The organism is Rugamonas aquatica, from assembly GCF_009380215.1.
GTDB lineage: Bacteria > Pseudomonadota > Gammaproteobacteria > Burkholderiales > Burkholderiaceae_D > Rugamonas > Rugamonas aquatica_B.
Genome location: NZ_WHUG01000001.1, coordinates 783,617 through 801,452, shown reverse-complemented (window position 1 = coordinate 801,452; position 17,836 = coordinate 783,617). Strand labels below are relative to the sequence as shown.

Genomic DNA, 17,836 nt, shown 5'->3' with positions numbered 1-17,836 from the left:
GAAAGTCATTTGCAAACGGATTTGCTCGGCATATAATAAATTAACGGAAAGTCATTAATTTCCGAGCCGTAATAGTAGTGCCATCTACACTCCAGAGCAAGCTAAAGGAATACACCGTGGTCGCCTTTAAAAATCAGCGTCAGATTTCCCCCTTCATACTTAGCGTGCTGGCCGCCGCCGTGCTGGCCGGCTGTTCCAAACCCGCCGAGAAAACCGAAGACATCCGCCCGGTGCGCGCCATCGTGCTCGCCAGCAGCGACGTCGATGTCAACGCCGAGTTTTCCGGCGAAGTGCGCGCCCGCGTGGAATCGCGCCTGGGCTTCCGCGTCGGCGGCAAGATCGTCGCCCGCAAGGTCGATGTCGGCACCCTCGTCAAGCACGGCCAGGTGCTGATGCAGCTCGATCCGCAGGACTTGCAGCTGTCCCAGGCCCAGGCGCTGGCCGGCCTGCGCGCCGCCGAGACCAACCGCGACCTGGCCAAAGCCGAACTCAAGCGTTACCAGGAACTGCGCAGCAAGAACTTTGTCAGCCAGGCCGTGCTGGACGCCAAGGATTCCACCTACAAGGCGGCGCAAGCCAATGTGGACGCCGCGCAGGCGGCTTATCGCGGCCAATCCAACCAGGCCGGCTACGCCAGTCTAGTGTCCGATGTTGACGGCGTGGTGACAGCGGTGGATGCCGAAGTTGGCCAAGTGGTGCAGCCGGGTACGCCGGTGGTGCGCGTGGCCCGCCAGGGCGAGAAGGAAATCGTCATCGGCCTGCCGGAAGACAAGGTCGAAACGCTGCGCCGCGTGCCGGACGTGCAGGTGCGCCTGTGGGCCGATCCGAAAAACACCGTGGCCGGCAAGATCCGCGAGATCTCGCCGGTGGCCGATCCATCCACCCGTACTTACACCGTCAAGGTGTCGATACCCGACTCGCTGGCCGAAGCCAAGCTGGGCATGACGGCCGTGGTGCAATTCGCCTCCAAGACCGCGACCCCGCAGATCAAGGTGCCGCTGACGGCGCTGTACTATGAGAAATCGGCCTCGTCCGTGTGGGTGGTCGATGGCGGCGTGGTCAAGCTGGTGCCGGTGACGATCGCCGGCGCGGCCGGCAACGATATCGTGCTGGCCAGCGGCGTCAAGGCCGGCCAGACCGTGGTGACGGCAGGCGTCAACCTGCTCAAGCCGGGCCAGAAGGTCAAGATCCTCGGTAACGATTTGCCGGCGGCTCCGGTTGTTGCGGGGACCGCCAAATGAAGGACGGATTCAATCTCTCACGCTGGGCGCTGGAGCACATCCCGCTGACGCGCTATCTGATCGCCGTGCTGCTGATCGGCGGCATGCTCAGCTATTCCAACCTGGGCCAGGACGAAGATCCGCCGTTCACCTTCCGCGCGATGGTGGTGCGGGCCAACTGGCCGGGCGCGACCTCGCTGCAGATGGCCGAGCAGGTCACGGACAAGCTGGAGAAAAAGCTGCAGGAAACGCCGGACATCGACGAGATCAGCAGCTACTCCAAGCCGGGCGAAACCACCATCATCCTGAAGCTGCGCGAATCGGCGCCGCCCAAGGAAGTGGCGCAATCGTGGTACCAGGTGCGCAAGAAGATCGGCGATATCCGCGGCACCTTGCCGCCGGGCGTGCAGGGGCCGTTCTTCAACGATGAATTCGGCGATACCTACGGCTCGATCTTCGCGCTGTCCGGCGACGGCTTCACTTACGCCGAGATGAAGGACTACGCCGACTTCGTGCGCCAGCAACTGCTGGGCGTGCCGTTGGTGTCCAAGGTCGAGCTGTTCGGCGTGCAGGATGAGAAGATCAACATCGAGTTCTCGCACAAGAAGTTTGCCCAGCTGGGCATACCGATCGAAGCCATCGCCAACCAGATCGCCACCCAGAACACGGTGGAAGCCACCGGCGTGCTGGTGACGCCGACCGACAATCTGCAAGTGCGCGTGACCGGCGCGCTGAAGACCGTCAAGGATCTGGAAGAGCTGGAGCTGCGCGCCAACGGCACCACCTTCCGCCTGGGCGACTTCGCCACTATCAAGCGCCTGTACCAGGATCCTCCGGGTAACAAGATGCGCTTCAACGGCAAGGAAGTGATCGGCCTGGGCGTGTCGATGGAAAAGGGCGGCAACATCATCCAGCTCGGCAAGCACATGGAGAAGACCGTGGCCGCGATGAAGGCCAAGCTGCCCGTCGGTATTGAGCTGGAGCGCGTTTCCGACCAGCCTGAAGCCGTCAAGGCCTCGGTGGGCGAGTTCGTGCATACGCTGATCGAAGCGGTGCTGATCGTACTGGCCGTCAGCTTCGTCGCGCTGGGCATGCACAGCAAGCCCAAGCTGCGCCTGGATGTGCGCCCAGGCCTGGTGGTGGCGCTGACCATTCCGCTGGTGCTGTCCGTGACCTTCCTGTGCATGCGCATGCTGGACATCGACCTGCACAAGATTTCGCTGGGCGCGCTGATTATCGCGCTGGGTCTGCTGGTGGATGACGCCATCATCGCCGTCGAAATGATGGTGCGCAAGATGGAGGAGGGCATGTCGCGCTTCGACGCCGCTACCTTCGCCTACACCTCGACCGCGATCCCGATGCTGACCGGCACGCTGATCACGGTGGCGGGCTTCCTGCCGATCGGCCTGGCCAAATCGGCGGCCGGCGAATACACCTTCTCGCTATTCTCGGTCAACGCGCTGGCGCTGGTGATCTCGTGGGTGGTGGCGGTGGTGTTCACGCCCTACATCGGCTACGTACTGCTGAAGGTCAAGCCGCACGCCGATGGCGGCGGCGAGCACGACCTGTTCGACACGCCGGGCTTCCGCAAGTTCCGCGCCGTGGTCAACTGGTGCGTCGAGTACCGCAAGACCACCATCGTCGCCACGCTGGTGATCTTCGCGCTGGGCGTGTACGGCTTTAAGTTCATCGAGAAGCAATTCTTCCCGGATTCAAGCCGCCCCGAACTGATGGTAGAGCTGTGGACGCCGGAAGGCACGACCTTCGCGGCCAACGAGGCGCAGGTCAAGAAGTTCGAAGCCTTCATCCGCAAGCAGGAGGGCGTGGTCAGCGTGACCAGCTACGTCGGCACTGGTTCGCCGCGCTTCTACCTGCCGCTGGACCAGATCTTCCCGCAGACTAACGTGTCGCAGATCGTCGTGCTGCCGAAAGACCTGCATGCCCGCTCGGCGCTGCGCGACAAGATCGTCGACGTCTTCAAGCATGACTTCCCGGAAGTGCGCGGCCGCGTCAAGCTGCTGCCGAACGGGCCGCCGGTGCCGTATCCGGTGCAGTTCCGCGTGACCGGCGGCGAAGTGGACAAGGTGCGCGCCATCGCCGACCAGGTGAAGGACATCATGCGCGCCAATCCGAACACGCTGGGCGTCAACGACAACTGGAATGAGTCGATCAAGGTGCTGCGCCTCGACCTGGACCAGGACAAGATGCGCGCGCTGGGCGTGACCTCGCAGACCGTGATGCGGGCCGCGAACACCATCCTGTCGGGCACGACTATCGGCCAGTTCCGCGAGGACATCAAGCTGATCGACATTCAAATCCGCCAGCCCATCGAGGAGCGCAACACTATCTCGATCCTGAACGATACGAATATCCCGACCGCCAGCGGCAAGTCGGTGCCGATCAGCCAGCTGGCCCGCGCCCACTTCGTGTGGGAGCCGGGCGTGGTGTGGCGCGAAGGGCGCGAATGGGCGATCACCGTGCAGTCCGACGTGGCCGACAATATCCAGGGCCCGACCGTGTCCGGCCAGATCGATCCCAAGCTGAAGGAGCTGCGCGACCAGCTGCCGGCCGGCTACGCGATCACCGTCAAAGGCGCGGCGGCCGACAGCGGCACGGCGGAAGCGTCGATCGCGGCCAATCTGCCGTTGGCGATCTTCATCATCTTCACCCTGCTGATGCTGCAGCTGCACAGCTTCTCGCGGGCGCTGCTGGTGTTCCTGACCGGCCCGCTGGGCGTGGCAGGGGCGGCGATGGCGCTGCTGGTGCTGGGCCGTCCGCTGGGCTTCGTGGCCAATCTGGGCATCATCGCGCTGTTCGGCATGATCATCCGCAACTCGGTGATTCTGGTCGATCAGATCGAGCAGGACATCAAGGCCGGCCATGATCCGTGGACAGCAATCGTCGAATCGGCGGTGCGTCGCTGCCGCCCCATCATCCTGACGGCTGCCGCGGCGGCGCTGGCGATGATCCCGTTGTCGCGCTCGGTATTCTGGGGACCGATGGCGGTGGCCATCATGGGCGGCCTGATATTGGCCACGGCATTGACATTATTATTCCTGCCGGCCTTGTATGCGGCGTGGTTTAGAGTGAAAAAGCCGGTGAAATAACGAAAAAACAGCGGAATGTTGGCGACATATTAAAAATCGTCACATTTCGCTGAAAAACCCGTTAGAATATCGCGTTGAAGTTGAAAGCTCCTGCGGAATTCAGCGGGAATAGGGGCGACCGTTTTCACTTACGGGTCGCCCTTTGCTTTTGTGCAAACATGCCGCGAGGATGGCGAAATTGGTAGACGCACCAGGTTTAGGTCCTGACGCCAGCAATGGTGTGGGGGTTCGAGTCCCCCTCCTCGCACCAACTGTATTACTATTTTTTTGGACGATTTTTACATGGCAACTGCAGTCGAAACCTTAGGCAAACTCGAACGTCGTATCACGATCTCCTTCCCGCTGACTGAGGTCCGCGCTGAAGTTGAGAAGCGTCTGAAAGTGCAAGCCAAATCGGCTAAGGCACCAGGCTTCCGTCCGGGTAAAGTTCCTATGAAAATGGTCGCAGCACAGTACGGTTATCAGATCGAAACCGAAGTGCTGAACGATAAAGTTGGCCGCGCCTTCAACGATGCCGCCAACGCAGCCGAACTGCGCGTAGCAGGCTACCCGCGCATCGAGCCTAAGGAAGAGTCGCCAGAAGGCGTGCTGACCTTCGACGCGACCTTCGAAATCTACCCGGAAGTCGTCGTTGGCGACCTGACCACCGTGGAAATCGAAACCGTCAAGGCTGACGTGTCGGAAACCGAAATCGACAAAACCATTGAAATCCTGCGCAAACAGCGCGTGCACTTCCACACCAAAGGCGAAGCTGGCGAGCACGGCGACGGCGGCGCAGCAATCGCAGCCAACGGCGACCGCGTGACCGTGGACTTCGTCGGCTCGATCGACGGCGTTGAATTCCCAGGCGGCAAAGCTGAAGACTACGCTTTCGTGCTGGGCGAAGGCCGCATGCTGCCAGAATTCGAAGCAGCCACCGTCGGCCTGAAAGTCGGCGAAGCCAAGACCTTCCCACTGGCTTTCCCAGAGGACTACCATGGTAAAGACGTTGCCGGCAAAACCGCATCGTTCACCATCACCCTGAAAAAACTGGAATGGGCGCACCTGCCGGAAGTTGACGGCGAATTCGCCAAGTCGCTGGGTGTGGCCGATGGCGACGTCGCTAAAATGCGCGAAGACATCAAAGTCAACCTGGAACGCGAAGTCGCTGGCCGTGTCAAAGCCCGCAACAAGGAAGCCGTAATGGAAGCGCTGGTGAAAACCGCGACCCTGGACGTGCCACAAGCCCTGATCGCCCAAGACACCGAGCGCCTGGCTGAAATGACCCGTCAAGACATGGCTCAGCGCGGCATGAACGTCAAGGACATCCCGTTCCCACCAGAACTGTTCGCAGAAAAAGCCGAGCGTCGCGTACGCCTGGGCCTGATCCTGTCGCAACTGGTCGGCGAGAACAAGCTGCAAGCCCAGCCTGAACAAGTCAAAGCCCAAGTCGAAGACTTCGCACAGAGCTACGAAGACCCACGCGAAGTGCTGAAGTACTACTACAGCGACCGTCGTCGTCTGGCTGAAGTCGAAGCCCTTGTATTGGAAGAAAACGTCGTCAACTACGTCCTGGGCCTGTCGAAAACGTCGTCCAAGGTTGTGGCCTTCGACGAACTGATGGGAAGCAACGCACAAGCGTAATCCAGCACGGGCCGGATGATGTAAGATTCAATCTCCGGCCTCTAGCTGCTTCACAAGGAAATGGAATGACTGGTATGAACCGTAATCCGGCGCTGGACACTGAAATGCTCGGCCTGGTGCCGATGGTGGTCGAACAGAGCGGCCGCGGCGAACGCTCCTATGATATTTACTCGCGCCTGCTGAAGGAACGCGTAATCTTCATGGTCGGTCCCGTCAACGACCAGATGGCGAACCTGATCGTCGCCCAGTTGCTGTTCCTGGAAAGCGAAAATCCGGACAAGGATATCTCGCTGTACATCAACTCCCCAGGCGGTTCGGTTTCGGCCGGCCTGGCGATCTTCGATACGATGCAGTTCATCAAACCCGACGTGTCGACGCTGTGCACCGGTATGGCCGCCTCCATGGGCGCCTTCCTGCTGGCAGCCGGCGCCAAGGGCAAGCGTTTCTCGCTGCCGAACTCGCGCATCATGATCCATCAACCTTCGGGCGGTTCGCAGGGTATGGCTTCGGATATCGAAATCCAGGCCAAGGAAATCCTGTACCTGCGCCACCGTCTGAACTCGATCATGGCCGAGCGCACGGGTCAAACCGTCGAGCAGATCGCCAAAGACACGGATCGTGATCGTTTCATGTCGGCGGAAGAGGCGGTAGAGTACGGTTTGATCGACAAAATGTTGTCCAACCGGGCTTGATGCTTCCTTCGCAGCATTGCTGAAAAAACGCCCGGGCGATCAATCGTTCGGGCGTTTCGTTTTTATTTCGGGTAGCATGTAGTCAAAGGCGGACTTTTCCGGACGCTGTTTGTTCGATTCACGTGCTTCCTGGCAACAGCCAAGCCATTCTGTAACCCAAAGAAAACTGCCCCATGTCAGACAAAAAATCCTCCAGCGGCGAAAAATTACTGTACTGCTCGTTTTGCGGCAAGAGCCAGCACGAGGTAAAGAAACTCATCGCCGGCCCGTCGGTCTTCATCTGTGACGAATGCATCGACCTGTGCAACGACATCATCCGCGATGAAACCTCGGCCATCGAGTCGGTCACGGGCGCCAAGTCGGACCTGCCGACCCCGCACGAAATCAAGGACTTGCTGGACCAGTACGTCATTGGCCAGCAAACGGCCAAGCGCATCCTGTCGGTGGCGGTGTACAACCACTACAAGCGCCTCAAGCACCTGGGCAAGAAAGACGACATCGAACTGGCCAAGAGCAACATCCTGCTGGTCGGTCCTACCGGCTCCGGCAAGACCCTGCTGGCCCAGACCCTGGCGCGCATGCTGAACGTGCCGTTCGTCATCGCCGACGCCACCACGCTGACCGAAGCGGGCTACGTGGGTGAAGACGTCGAGAATATCATCCAGAAACTGTTGCAGAGTTGTAACTACGATGTGGAAAAAGCCCAGCGCGGCATCGTCTACATCGATGAGATCGACAAGATCTCGCGCAAATCGGACAACCCATCGATCACCCGCGACGTATCGGGCGAGGGTGTGCAGCAGGCGCTGTTGAAACTGATCGAAGGCACGATGGCGTCGGTGCCACCGCAAGGCGGCCGCAAGCATCCTAACCAGGACTTCGTGCAGATCGACACCACCAACATCATGTTCATCTGCGGCGGCGCCTTCGACGGCCTGGCCAAAGTGATTTCCAACCGTTCGGAAAAATCCGGCATCGGTTTCTCGGCCAGCGTGAAGAGCAAGAAAGAACGCAGCGCCAGCGACGTCCTGCTGGAAGCGGAACCGGAAGATCTGATCAAGTTCGGCCTGATTCCCGAGCTGGTGGGCCGCCTGCCGGTGGTCGCCACGCTGTCGGAACTGACCGAGGAAGCGCTGATCCAGATCCTGGTCGAGCCGAAGAACGCACTGGTCAAACAGTACGCCAAGCTGCTGGACATGGAAGGCGCCGAGCTGGAAATCCGTCCTGCCGCACTGCATGCGATCGCCAAGAAGGCGCTGGCCCGCAAGACCGGCGCGCGCGGCCTGCGTTCTATCCTGGAGCACGCGCTGCTCGATACGATGTACGAGCTGCCGAATGAAACCAATGTCACCAAAGTGGTCATTGATGAAAATACGATCACCAGCGGCGCGAAACCTTTGTTGATTTATCAGGATCAGGCAAAAGCGTCTGGTGAGAATTAAATAACTTGTGCACACTTGCCTCGCTCAGCAGCAAAATTCATTTCGCATCTGTCAGGCAAGGCGGTACAATTTAAATCAATAAAAGAATGCAGGCTTCATTCGGAAAGCCACACGTGACAGCACCGTTTGTCACGCGTGGCTTTTTTATTTGACGCGTTTTTTTAGAACATGATTGGCTTCGTTGAAAATACTCTTTTTTAGGAGAATTATTTCTTGCAGGTCGGTCTTGTGATTCGGCGGAATAGCGCCCACATCATAATCACGCTTTCACATAAGGTACGCCATGACAACTTCCAAATTAACTGAGCAAACTCAACTGCCGTTATTGCCGCTGCGGGACGTTGTAGTTTTCCCGCATATGGTGATACCGCTGTTCGTAGGGCGCCCAAAATCGATCAAGGCGCTGGAAGCGGCTATGGAGCAGGGCAAGAGCATCATGCTTGCCGCGCAAAAAGCTGCAGCCAAGGACGAACCTTCTGCTTCCGATATCTATGAAATCGGCTGCGTGGCCAATATTCTGCAAATGCTGAAACTGCCGGACGGCACCGTGAAGGTGCTGGTCGAGGGCGCTCAGCGCGCACGCATCAACCGCATCACCGACGCACCGACGCACTTCATCGCCGATCTGACGCCGCTCGATTCCGAGCTGGGCGACGATTCGGAGATCGAAGCCATGCGCCGCGCCATCGTTCAGCAGTTCGACCAGTACGTCAAGCTGAACAAAAAGATCCCGCCTGAAATCCTCGCCTCGCTGTCGGGCATCGACGACGCCGGCCGCCTGGCCGACACCGTCGCCGCGCACCTGCCGCTGAAGCTTGAGCAGAAACAGGTGATTCTGGAAATCTTCAGCGTCGCCAAGCGCCTGGAGCACCTGCTGGGCCAGCTGGAAGGAGAACTCGACATTCTGCAAGTCGAGAAGCGCATCCGTGGCCGCGTCAAGCGCCAGATGGAAAAGTCGCAGCGCGAGTATTACCTGAACGAGCAAGTCAAAGCCATCCAGAAGGAACTGGGCGAGGGCGAAGACGGCGCCGACCTGGACGAGCTGGAGAAGAAGGTCGCGCTGGCCAAGATGCCGAAAGAGGCACTGGACAAGGCCACCGCCGAGCTGAAAAAACTCAAGCTGATGTCGCCGATGTCGGCCGAAGCCACCGTCGTGCGCAACTACATCGACACGCTGGTCAGCCTGCCATGGAAGAAAAAATCCAAGGTCAACAACGACCTGTCGAACGCCGAGAAAGTGCTGGAAGGCGATCACTACGGCCTGGACAAGGTTAAAGAACGCATCCTGGAATACCTCGCGGTGCAACAACGCGTCGACAAGCTGAAAGCGCCTATCCTGTGCTTCGTCGGTCCTCCGGGCGTGGGTAAGACCTCGCTGGGCCAGTCCATCGCCCGCGCCACGAACCGCAAGTTCGTGCGCATGGCGCTGGGCGGCGTGCGCGACGAAGCCGAGATCCGCGGCCACCGCCGTACCTACATCGGCTCGATGCCGGGCAAGGTGCTGCAATCGCTGGCCAAGGTCGGCGTGCGCAATCCGCTGTTCCTGCTGGACGAGATCGACAAGATGGGCGCGGACTTCCGCGGCGATCCGTCGTCGGCCCTGCTGGAGGTTCTGGATCCTGAACAGAACCACACGTTCTCAGACCACTACATCGAGGTCGACTTCGACCTGTCCGATGTGATGTTCGTGGCGACGTCGAACTCGTACAACATCCCGCCAGCGCTGCTGGACCGCATGGAAGTGATCCGCCTGTCCGGCTACACGGAAGACGAGAAGACCAGTATCGCCCAGCGCTACCTGCTGCCTAAACAGATCAAGAACAACGGTCTGAAGGAAGATGAGATTTCGGTGGCCGAGTCGGCGCTGCGCGACATCATCCGCTACTACACCCGCGAAGCCGGCGTACGTTCGCTGGAACGCGAAGTGTCGAAGATCTGCCGCAAGGTAGTGAAGATGCTGCTGCTGAAAAAGTCGGACAAGAAAGTGGCGGTCACCAACAAGAACCTCGACAAGTTCCTGGGCGTGCGCCGCTACGACTTCGGCGTGGCCGAGAAGGAAAACCAGATCGGCCAGGTGGTCGGCCTGGCATGGACCGAAGTGGGCGGCGATCTGCTGACCATCGAAGCCGTGCAGATGCCGGGCAAGGGCGGTGTGATCCGCACCGGTACGCTGGGCGACGTGATGAAGGAGTCGATCGAGGCAGCCCGCACCGTGGTGCGCAGCCGCGCCAATCGTCTCGGCATCAAGAACGAGGTGTTTGAGAAGAGCGACATCCACATCCACGTGCCGGAAGGCGCAACGCCGAAAGACGGTCCTTCGGCCGGCGCGGCGATGACGGTGGCGATGGTGTCGGTGTTCACGGGCATTCCGGTCCGCGCCGACGTGGCGATGACGGGCGAAATCACGCTGCGCGGCGAAGTGCTGCCGATCGGTGGCCTGAAAGAGAAACTGCTGGCGGCCCAGCGCGGTGGCATCAAGACCGTGCTGATCCCTGAGCAGAACGTCAAGGACCTGGCAGACATTCCGGACAACGTTAAAAACAAACTGGAAATCGTGCCGGTGCGTTGGATCGACAAAGTGCTGGAAATCGCTCTGGAACGCATGCCGGAAGCGCTGACGGAGACTGCCCCGGTGGAAGCCGTGGCCGCCGCAGCCGCCAAGGCCGACGGCCAAACGGAAGTGGTAAAACATTAATTTTTACTAGCGATTAGTAGAGTTGATGCTCAAACAGGCGCTTTTATAGCGCCTGTTTGTTATTTCACCCCGATTTTCTATGGTGCAGCGCTTGACACAGGGGCGGGCTGGCTTGTTTAATACGGCCTGAGATTTTTCTCGGCCTGGATACGGTATTCAACTGCCGTTATCTGCGAGCTAAAACGATATAACCTTTGTGACGGGGAATTGCTTTGAATAAGACTGAATTGATCGACCATATTGCTACCACCGCTGATATCTCGAAAGCGGCTGCTGCACGCGCACTCGACGCGGTGATCGACGGCGTTACCACCACCCTGCAAAAGAACGACAGCGTCACCCTGGTCGGCTTTGGTACCTTCTCCGTGAGCGAACGCGCTGCCCGTACCGGCCGCAATCCGCGCACCAAAGAAGAGATCATCATCGACGCAGCTAAAGTTCCTAAATTTAAAGCTGGTAAAGCTTTGAAAGATGCTGTAAACTAACGGACTTCAGTGAGCAGCAAGCAGTAAAGCTGCTCTCTAAAGGCAAAACGGGCGGTTAGCTCAGTTGGTAGAGCGGAGCCCTTACAAGGCTTAGGTCGGGAGTTCGAGCCTCTCACCGCCCACCAGTTTTGCAAGTAGTAAAAGTAGTGCCCAGTGTTTTGTTGGAGCGGTAGTTCAGTTGGTTAGAATACCGGCCTGTCACGCCGGGGGTCGCGGGTTCGAGTCCCGTCCGCTCCGCCAACAAAATACGATATTGAGTTTGACCAAGGAGCGGTAGTTCAGTTGGTTAGAATACCGGCCTGTCACGCCGGGGGTCGCGGGTTCGAGTCCCGTCCGCTCCGCCAAGAACAAGATACCCTGCAGCTAATATTAGCTGCGGGGTTTTTCTTTTTCCGGCCTATATTAATTCCAGTTCCCTCCTTAAAATATCGCGCCTCGCGGATATATCTCCTTTAGAAACAAATATTTACCAGTGGTATCGTGCGCCGCGAGCGGATTCGGCAATAGTAGAATGCGCGCCGCCGTACTGAATCTATATTCATTAAATTATTTGTTTTATAACTTGTTGAGGGGTACATTATGCTTCTGAAAAAAATTGGCATAGCCGCGGCCTTGTTGTGCGCGTCGGCGGCGCAGGCGTCGACGATTTTTTCCGATAATTTCGACAGCGACGCGCTGGGCTTGAATGTCGTCAGTTTCAACGGCGGCTGGTCGGTGAGCGACGGGGCGGTGGATGTCATCGGTGCGCCGAATTATTTCGATCTGCAGCCCGGCAACGGCCACTACATCGATCTGGACGGTTCAAGCGCCAAGGCCGGCGTCTTTGCCAACTCGGTGGCCGTCACCGGCGGCGTCACTTATACGCTGAGCTTTGATTTGGCGGGCAACAACCGCAACGCCGGCAACGACACCGTGGTGGTCAATTTCGGCGGCAACAGCCAGACGTTCACCCGCCTGGCCGGCGACAGTTTTCAGACGTTCACGCTTAACTACACGGCGACCGTCAGCGGCAACGCCACGTTCAGTTTTGCGGACCAGGGCACGGACAGGCAGGGCGCGCTGCTGGACCGCGTGACGGTGACGGCCGTGCCTGAACCGGAAACTTATGGCATGCTGCTGGGCGGTTTGGCGGTGCTGGGCGCGCTGGCGCGCCGTCGGCGCCAGGCTTGACACCCAGGCCGGGAATGTCCCGCGCCCGCTCCGGCGGGCGTTTTGTTGCGGGCTTGTCGATGTGACCGTTTTGCCAAGGATTTACTCTTGCTATAGAGGGGTGTGCACTGTAAAATCCGGCAACCGGAATTGGCGAACGCGAGTTCGCCTTTTTTGTATGTGCAAGTTCCACTCAATCCGAATTGGCAGACCATGTTTGAATTTATTCGTACTCATCAACGTTTGATGCAGATTCTCCTGGCGATTATTATCGTCCCGTCTTTCGCATTTGTCGGTCTCGGTAGTTACAAGGGTTTTGGCGAAGACGCCAATACGATCGCCAAGATCGACGGCAAGCCGCTGACCCAGCAGGAGTTCGACAATGCCGTGCGTAACCAGCTGGATACTTATCGCCAGCGTCTGGGCGCACAGTTCGACCAGAAGATGTTCGACACTCCTGAATTCAAGCAAAACATCCTCGACCAGCTGATCGCCGAGCGCGCTGTGGCCGCGGAAGTTGTGCATGCGAATCTGAACGTCAGCGATGTCCAGCTGCAGAAAGTCATCAAGGAACAGTTCGGCGGCGAAGGCGCCTTCGACATGGAGCGCTACAAGGCCATCCTGTCCGCGCAAGGCATGACGCCGAGCATGTACGACCAGCGCCTGCGCCATGACCTGTCGCTGCAACAACTGGGCAACGCCATCCAGGCCACCGGCTTCGCGCCGCACGCCGTGGCCAAGACCCTGTCCGACATCGGCGCGCAGGAGCGCGAGGTGCAGGAACTGCTGCTGCCGGTCGCCGATTTCGTGCCGCAGGTGAAGATCACCGACGACATGGTCAAAGCCTACTACGACAAGAACGCCAAGTTCTTCGAAGTGCCTGAGCAGGCCAAGATCGAATACGTGGTCTTCAACAGCGACGCCGTCATGAGCCAGGTGTCCGTCACCGACGCCGACGTGACCGCCTACTACGAAGCCAACAAAGCCGGTTTCGCCACGGCTGAAAGCCGCCGCGCAGCGCACATCCTGATCGCGCTGAAGAAGGGCGCCAACGCCGCCGAAACCGCCGCCGCCAAGGCCAAGGCCGACGCCATCGTCGCCGAACTGCGCAAGGCCCCTGGCGATTTCGCCAAGGTCGCCAAAGCCAAGTCGGAAGACCCGGTATCGGGCGAGCAGGGCGGCGATCTGGACATCGTCACCAAGGGTACGCTGCCGGCTCCGGTCGAAGCGGCCGTGCTGAAGCTGAAGCAGGGCGAGATCAGCGATGCCGTGCAGTCGGACTTCGGCTTCCACGTGCTGACCGTGACCGCGCTGAAACCAGCCGTCGTCAAGCCGCTGGACGAAGTGAAAACCGAAGTGGCTGAAACGCTGAAAAAGCAAAAGGCCGCCAAGAAGTATTCGGAAATGGCTGAAGCCTTCACCAACACCGTCTACGAGCAGTCCGACAGCCTGAAACCGGTTGCCGACAAGCTGGGCCTGAAGATCGAAAGCGCCGCCAACGTCTCGCGCCTGCCGTCGCCGATGGCCGGTCCTGCGCCGTACAACAACGCCAAGTTCCTGGCCGCGCTGTTCTCCAACGAGTCGATCAGCAGCAAGCGCAACACCGAAGCGGTCGAGACCGCGCCGAGCACGCTGGTCGCCGGCCGTATCGTCGAGTTCAAGGCCGCCAGCAAGCGTCCTCTGGCCGAAGTCGATGCCGCCATCCGCCAGCGCGTGACGATGGAAGAAGCCGCCAAGCTGGCCGCCAAGACCGGCGCCGAGAAACTGGCCGCGTTCAAGAAATCCGGCGACGCTACCGGTTTCGCCGCTGCCAAGCTGGTGTCCCGCGCCAAGCCTGAAGGCGTGAACGGCCTGGCCATGCAGGAAGTGATGAAAGCCGACACCGCCAAGCTGCCAGCCTACGTCGGCGTGGATGTGCCTGGCATGGGCTACGGCATCTACCGCATCGGCAAGGTGCAGCAGCCTGCGGTGCAGGACGAAGCGCGCCGTAAATCGGAAGCGGAACAGATCAGCAACATCGTTGCCCAGCAAGAGATGCATGACTACATCGAACTGCTGAAGCAAAAAGCCAAGGTCAAGATTCTGAAACCGATCACAAAAACCACAGTTGTTGAAGTGAAGTAAATTGGTCTTCCGGGAAGCGCGCCGCGCTTCCCGGCTCTGCAGTGCCCCTTCCTCCTATGGCGCGTCCGCGCCGTTCCCCGCCTGGTTCCCGCACCCCTGTGTCTTCATTATTGCTAGTAAGTTAGTAATTTTGAATAATTAATTGACATCTAAATTTGGCAGGTGTAACTTTGCTTGGCGTACCTAGCTCATCAGTGCGTGTTCGGTTTCCACTTTCTTACCGGGGAAAAAATGAAACTAAAATCGCTCTTAATCGGGACTGTGCTGGCGGCCACCTCGATGACAAGTTATGCCGCCGTCGGCGATAGCCAGAATAAAAACATCACGTTAAGCGGCAACCCAGCAATTGGTTATAGCGCGAACTTCGGGCTGGATCATTTGGTGGCTGGCTCGTTTACCGACGTCTTTACCTTCAGCCCGTCCGTCGGGCCGAGCCTGCTGAACGCCTGGGTGCAAAGCATGAACCTGGGTGGCAACCACGATATCGACTTTGTGTCGGCGGACTTGAACGGCAACGCGTTGACGTTCACGCCCAACGGTGTGTTCGAGAGTGGCATACTGAACGCCACCTGGGTCAGTGGTCCGCTGGTCTTGACGGTGTATGGGATTTCCAACAGTGCTACCGCCAGCTATTCCGGCACACTGAACATCGATCCCGTGCCGGAACCTGAAACCTACCTGATGATGCTGGGTGGCTTGGGTATCCTGTCCTACATCGGTCGTCGCCGAAAACAAAGCTAAAAAAATAGCAGTCAAGCGCGCTAAAAACGCAATTCAAGCGAAGCCCCGACAGTTGGAAGCCGACTCTCGGGGCTTGGTGTTTTCAGGGAGCGAGGCGCAGCGCGGCGGCCTGGAAGGCGGCAGCGTCGATGTCTTCGAGTTCCAGCGGCAGCGCCTGGCCGTAGCGGACGAAATTGCGGTCGATCGAGCGCAGATAGGCCGGATCGTAATGGTCGGCCAGCAGTTCCTCCACCAGTGCCGGCATCGCACCTTCCACAGCCATGGCTTGCCAGCGCTTGATCTTGTCGCGGCCGTGCAACGGCGCCAGGAATTCCAGCTGCTCGTTGAGCGAGGCCGGGCTCTCGGTGAAGTGCGCGTAGTCCGCCATCAGCAGGCGCACGCGGTTGGCGCGCGACAGCGTCAGCGCGACGCAGTCGGAGGCGCGCATGGCCTCCATCAGCGCGGCCGGCACGCGCAGGTTGCCGACCTTCTTGCTCTCCGATTCAACGAACACCGGCAGCGCCGGATCGAAGCGGCGCAGCGTGTTCCAGATCGCGCTCTCGAAGGCTTTCTGGCTGGGCTGCGGATGGCTGGGCAGGTGGCCCAGCACCGAGCCGCGGTGTGCGGCCAGCTGTTCCAGGTCCAGCACCTGCGCGCCGTTCGCATGCAGCACTTCCAGCAGGCGGCTCTTGCCGCTGCCGGTGGTGCCGCAGATGACTTTGAAGTTCAGCGCCGGTGCCTGTTCCAGCGCGGCGTTGACGTGGGCGCGGAAGGCCTTGTAGCCGCCGTCCAGCTGCACCACCGGCCAGCCTATCTTGGCCAGGATGTGGGCCATCGAACCGCTGCGGTTGCCGCCGCGCCAGCAGTAGATCAGCGGCCGCCACTCGCGCGGCTTGTCCAGCCACAGCGCCTCGATATGGGCGGCGATATTCTTCGCCACCAGCGCGGCGCCGACCTTCTTCGCTTCGAAGGAGTTGATCTGCTTGTACATGGTGCCGACGCGGATGCGCTGCTCGTCGTCCAGCACCGGCGCGTTGATGGCGCCGGGCAGGTGGTCCAGCGCGTACTCCGCGGGACTGCGGGCATCGATGATGGCGTCGAAGCTGTCGAGCTGCTGGAGCACGTCATCGAAACTCAGGATTTCTGGATACTTCATTTTGCCTTGATACTTTTTTGCAGGACTGGCCAGATATTGGACAGGATGGTGGTGTGGGCTTCGGCCAGCGGATGCAGGCGGTCGGGCTGGAACATCTGCGGCTTGTCGGCGATCCCGTCGAGCATGAACGGCACCAATGGCGCCTTGATCTCCTTGCTCAAGCTGCCGTACATGGCGAAGAATTTATCGGCGTAGTCGCGGCCGTAGTTGGGCGGCATGCGCATGCCGATCAACATGACGCGGGCGTCGGCCTTGGTGGCGGCATTGGCCATCGCGCGCAGATTGGTTTCGGCGGCGGCCACCGGCAGGCCGCGCAGGCCGTCGTTGGCGCCCAGCTCGATCACCACCAGCGCCGGCTTGTATTTTTGCAGCAGCGCCGGCAGGCGCGAACGGCCGCCGCTGGTGGTCTCGCCGCTGACGCTGGCGTTGATCACGGTGGCGTCGATTTTCTGCTCCTTGAGCTTTTGTTCGGCCAGCGCGACCCAGCCGGCGCCGCGCGCCAGGCCGTATTCGGCCGACAGGCTATCGCCGAGCACCAGCACGGTTTTTGGTGCAGAATAGGCGCTCGCCGCCGCCGATAACAGCAGCAGCGCCGACAAAGCCTGTACACTCAGTTTTTTTGATAAACCGTTTTTTAAATCACCTAACACATTCAGCATGCCTGATTTCCCTAAAGCGTCTTCCAATTTTATGCCGGATGGTCCGGGCTTGACGGTCAGCGCCGCAGCCGCGCCGCAGTCCGGCACGCAGCCGGCCATCGCCGTCCAGGGCCTGGCCAAGCGCGTGGCTGACGCCAGCGGCGAGCTGACGATTTTGCACGAGGTCGATTTTACCGTGCAAAAAGCCGAGACGCTCGCCATTGTAGGCGCATCCGGCTCCGGCAAGTCGACTTTGCTCGGCCTGCTCGCCGGGCTGGATACGCCCAGCGCGGGCAAGGTGATGCTCGATGGCGTGGATATCTACGCGCTGGACGAGGATGGCCGCGCCGCGCTGCGCAAGGAAAAGCTGGGCTTCGTGTTCCAGTCCTTCCAGCTGCTGGCGCATTTGACGGCGCTGGAGAACGTCATGCTGCCGCTGGAGCTGCGCGGCGCCCACCATGCGCGCGAACAGGCGGAGTTCATGCTGGAGCGGGTGGGGCTGTCCAGCCGCTTGAAGCACTATCCCAAATACCTGTCCGGCGGCGAGCAGCAGCGCGTGGCGCTGGCGCGTGCCTTCGTCACCGAACCGCCGCTGCTGTTCGCCGACGAGCCGACCGGCAGCCTGGACGCCGCCACCGGCGAAGCCGTCATCAAGCTGATGTTCGACCTGAATCGCCAGCACGGCTCGACGCTGGTGCTGGTCACGCACGACCAGGCCATGGCGCAGCGCTGCGGCCGCACCATCACCATCGCGGCGGGCCGGCTGGTCTGAGTTGACGGCTAAT

Annotated in this window: 13 protein-coding genes and 4 tRNA genes; 15 read left to right on the top strand and 2 right to left on the bottom strand. The window is 59.9% G+C overall.

Translation table 11 applies throughout. From position 1 onward, the window contains the following. Window positions 1–116: 116 nt before the first annotated feature. The 14 genes from GEV02_RS03465 to GEV02_RS03400 all read left to right on the top strand — a co-directional run bounded on the left by GEV02_RS03465 (window position 117) and on the right by GEV02_RS03400 (window position 15,278). Window positions 117–1,241: an efflux RND transporter periplasmic adaptor subunit gene (locus GEV02_RS03465; protein WP_328595702.1), complete on the top strand. Its 1,125-nt coding sequence runs from the start codon at window positions 117–119 to the stop codon at window positions 1,239–1,241. Continuing rightward, window positions 1,238–4,327 (top strand): efflux RND transporter permease subunit, encoded by a 3,090-nt coding sequence (locus GEV02_RS03460; protein WP_152836514.1) that lies wholly within the window; start codon window positions 1,238–1,240, stop codon window positions 4,325–4,327. Before GEV02_RS03465 ends, GEV02_RS03460 begins: the two co-directional genes overlap by 4 nt. A 163-nt stretch (window positions 4,328–4,490) precedes the next feature. Continuing rightward, window positions 4,491–4,577 (top strand) — tRNA-Leu (locus tag GEV02_RS03455). 32 nt (window positions 4,578–4,609) lie between these two features. Continuing rightward, the gene (gene tig / locus GEV02_RS03450; protein ID WP_008448335.1) at window positions 4,610–5,950 is read left to right on the top strand and encodes a trigger factor; all 1,341 of its coding nucleotides are present in this window, start codon (window positions 4,610–4,612) and stop codon (window positions 5,948–5,950) included. 74 nt (window positions 5,951–6,024) lie between these two features. Beyond that, the gene (clpP, locus tag GEV02_RS03445) at window positions 6,025–6,642 is read left to right on the top strand and encodes an ATP-dependent Clp endopeptidase proteolytic subunit ClpP (protein ID WP_020703301.1); all 618 of its coding nucleotides are present in this window, start codon (window positions 6,025–6,027) and stop codon (window positions 6,640–6,642) included. Window positions 6,643–6,815: 173 nt separating this feature from the next. Next, window positions 6,816–8,084: an ATP-dependent Clp protease ATP-binding subunit ClpX gene (gene clpX, locus GEV02_RS03440; protein WP_008448338.1), complete on the top strand. Its 1,269-nt coding sequence runs from the start codon at window positions 6,816–6,818 to the stop codon at window positions 8,082–8,084. A 283-nt stretch (window positions 8,085–8,367) separates the two neighbouring features. Beyond that, the gene (gene lon, locus GEV02_RS03435; protein WP_152836513.1) at window positions 8,368–10,779 is read left to right on the top strand and encodes an endopeptidase La; all 2,412 of its coding nucleotides are present in this window, start codon (window positions 8,368–8,370) and stop codon (window positions 10,777–10,779) included. Window positions 10,780–10,991: 212 nt separating this feature from the next. Further along, on the top strand, window positions 10,992–11,264 hold the full coding sequence (locus tag GEV02_RS03430; RefSeq protein ID WP_008448340.1) for an HU family DNA-binding protein: 273 nt from the start codon (window positions 10,992–10,994) through the stop codon (window positions 11,262–11,264). Between the two features lie 49 nt (window positions 11,265–11,313). Continuing rightward, window positions 11,314–11,389, top strand: a tRNA-Val gene (locus GEV02_RS03425). Window positions 11,390–11,427: 38 nt separating this feature from the next. Further along, a tRNA-Asp gene (locus GEV02_RS03420) sits at window positions 11,428–11,504 on the top strand. A gap of 27 nt (window positions 11,505–11,531) precedes the next feature. Next, window positions 11,532–11,608: transfer RNA gene (locus GEV02_RS03415), tRNA-Asp, on the top strand. Window positions 11,609–11,843: 235 nt separating this feature from the next. Continuing rightward, window positions 11,844–12,434, top strand: coding sequence for a PEP-CTERM sorting domain-containing protein (locus GEV02_RS03410; RefSeq protein ID WP_152836512.1), 591 nt, complete (start codon window positions 11,844–11,846; stop codon window positions 12,432–12,434). Window positions 12,435–12,626: 192 nt separating this feature from the next. After that, complete coding sequence (locus tag GEV02_RS03405; RefSeq protein WP_152836510.1) at window positions 12,627–14,537, top strand: SurA N-terminal domain-containing protein; 1,911 nt, start codon at window positions 12,627–12,629, stop codon at window positions 14,535–14,537. Between the two features lie 231 nt (window positions 14,538–14,768). After that, complete coding sequence (locus GEV02_RS03400) at window positions 14,769–15,278, top strand: FxDxF family PEP-CTERM protein (protein WP_152836509.1); 510 nt, start codon at window positions 14,769–14,771, stop codon at window positions 15,276–15,278. A gap of 82 nt (window positions 15,279–15,360) precedes the next feature. On the opposite strand, the gene mnmH is transcribed toward GEV02_RS03400, so the two are convergent. Both mnmH and GEV02_RS03390 read right to left on the bottom strand, forming a co-directional pair. Further along, a complete protein-coding gene (gene mnmH / locus GEV02_RS03395) occupies window positions 15,361–16,413 on the bottom strand; it encodes a tRNA 2-selenouridine(34) synthase MnmH (RefSeq protein ID WP_152836508.1) in 1,053 nt (350 codons plus the stop codon). Then, on the bottom strand, window positions 16,410–17,072 hold the full coding sequence (locus GEV02_RS03390) for an arylesterase (RefSeq protein WP_152836507.1): 663 nt from the start codon (window positions 17,070–17,072) through the stop codon (window positions 16,410–16,412). The genes mnmH and GEV02_RS03390 overlap by 4 nt, the downstream gene beginning before the upstream one ends. A gap of 31 nt (window positions 17,073–17,103) precedes the next feature. On the opposite strand from GEV02_RS03390, the gene GEV02_RS03385 reads away from it, so the two are divergent. Beyond that, window positions 17,104–17,823: an ABC transporter ATP-binding protein gene (locus tag GEV02_RS03385; protein ID WP_152836506.1), complete on the top strand. Its 720-nt coding sequence runs from the start codon at window positions 17,104–17,106 to the stop codon at window positions 17,821–17,823. The last annotated feature ends 13 nt before the right edge of the window (window positions 17,824–17,836 follow it).

Bases quoted from the DNA above. Each gene is read 5' to 3' on its own strand.
- GEV02_RS03400 (WP_152836509.1), top strand. From the start codon at position 14,769: ATGAAACTAAAATCGCTCTTAATCGGGACTGTGCTGGCGGCCACCTCG.
- mnmH (WP_152836508.1), bottom strand. From the start codon at position 16,413: ATGAAGTATCCAGAAATCCTGAGTTTCGATGACGTGCTCCAGCAGCTC.
- tig (WP_008448335.1), top strand. From the start codon at position 4,610: ATGGCAACTGCAGTCGAAACCTTAGGCAAACTCGAACGTCGTATCACG.
- clpX (WP_008448338.1), top strand. From the start codon at position 6,816: ATGTCAGACAAAAAATCCTCCAGCGGCGAAAAATTACTGTACTGCTCG.
- lon (WP_152836513.1), top strand. From the start codon at position 8,368: ATGACAACTTCCAAATTAACTGAGCAAACTCAACTGCCGTTATTGCCG.
- clpP (WP_020703301.1), top strand. From the start codon at position 6,025: ATGAACCGTAATCCGGCGCTGGACACTGAAATGCTCGGCCTGGTGCCG.
- GEV02_RS03390 (WP_152836507.1), bottom strand. From the start codon at position 17,072: ATGCTGAATGTGTTAGGTGATTTAAAAAACGGTTTATCAAAAAAACTG.
- GEV02_RS03385 (WP_152836506.1), top strand. From the start codon at position 17,104: ATGCCGGATGGTCCGGGCTTGACGGTCAGCGCCGCAGCCGCGCCGCAG.
- GEV02_RS03405 (WP_152836510.1), top strand. From the start codon at position 12,627: ATGTTTGAATTTATTCGTACTCATCAACGTTTGATGCAGATTCTCCTG.
- GEV02_RS03460 (WP_152836514.1), top strand. From the start codon at position 1,238: ATGAAGGACGGATTCAATCTCTCACGCTGGGCGCTGGAGCACATCCCG.
- GEV02_RS03410 (WP_152836512.1), top strand. From the start codon at position 11,844: ATGCTTCTGAAAAAAATTGGCATAGCCGCGGCCTTGTTGTGCGCGTCG.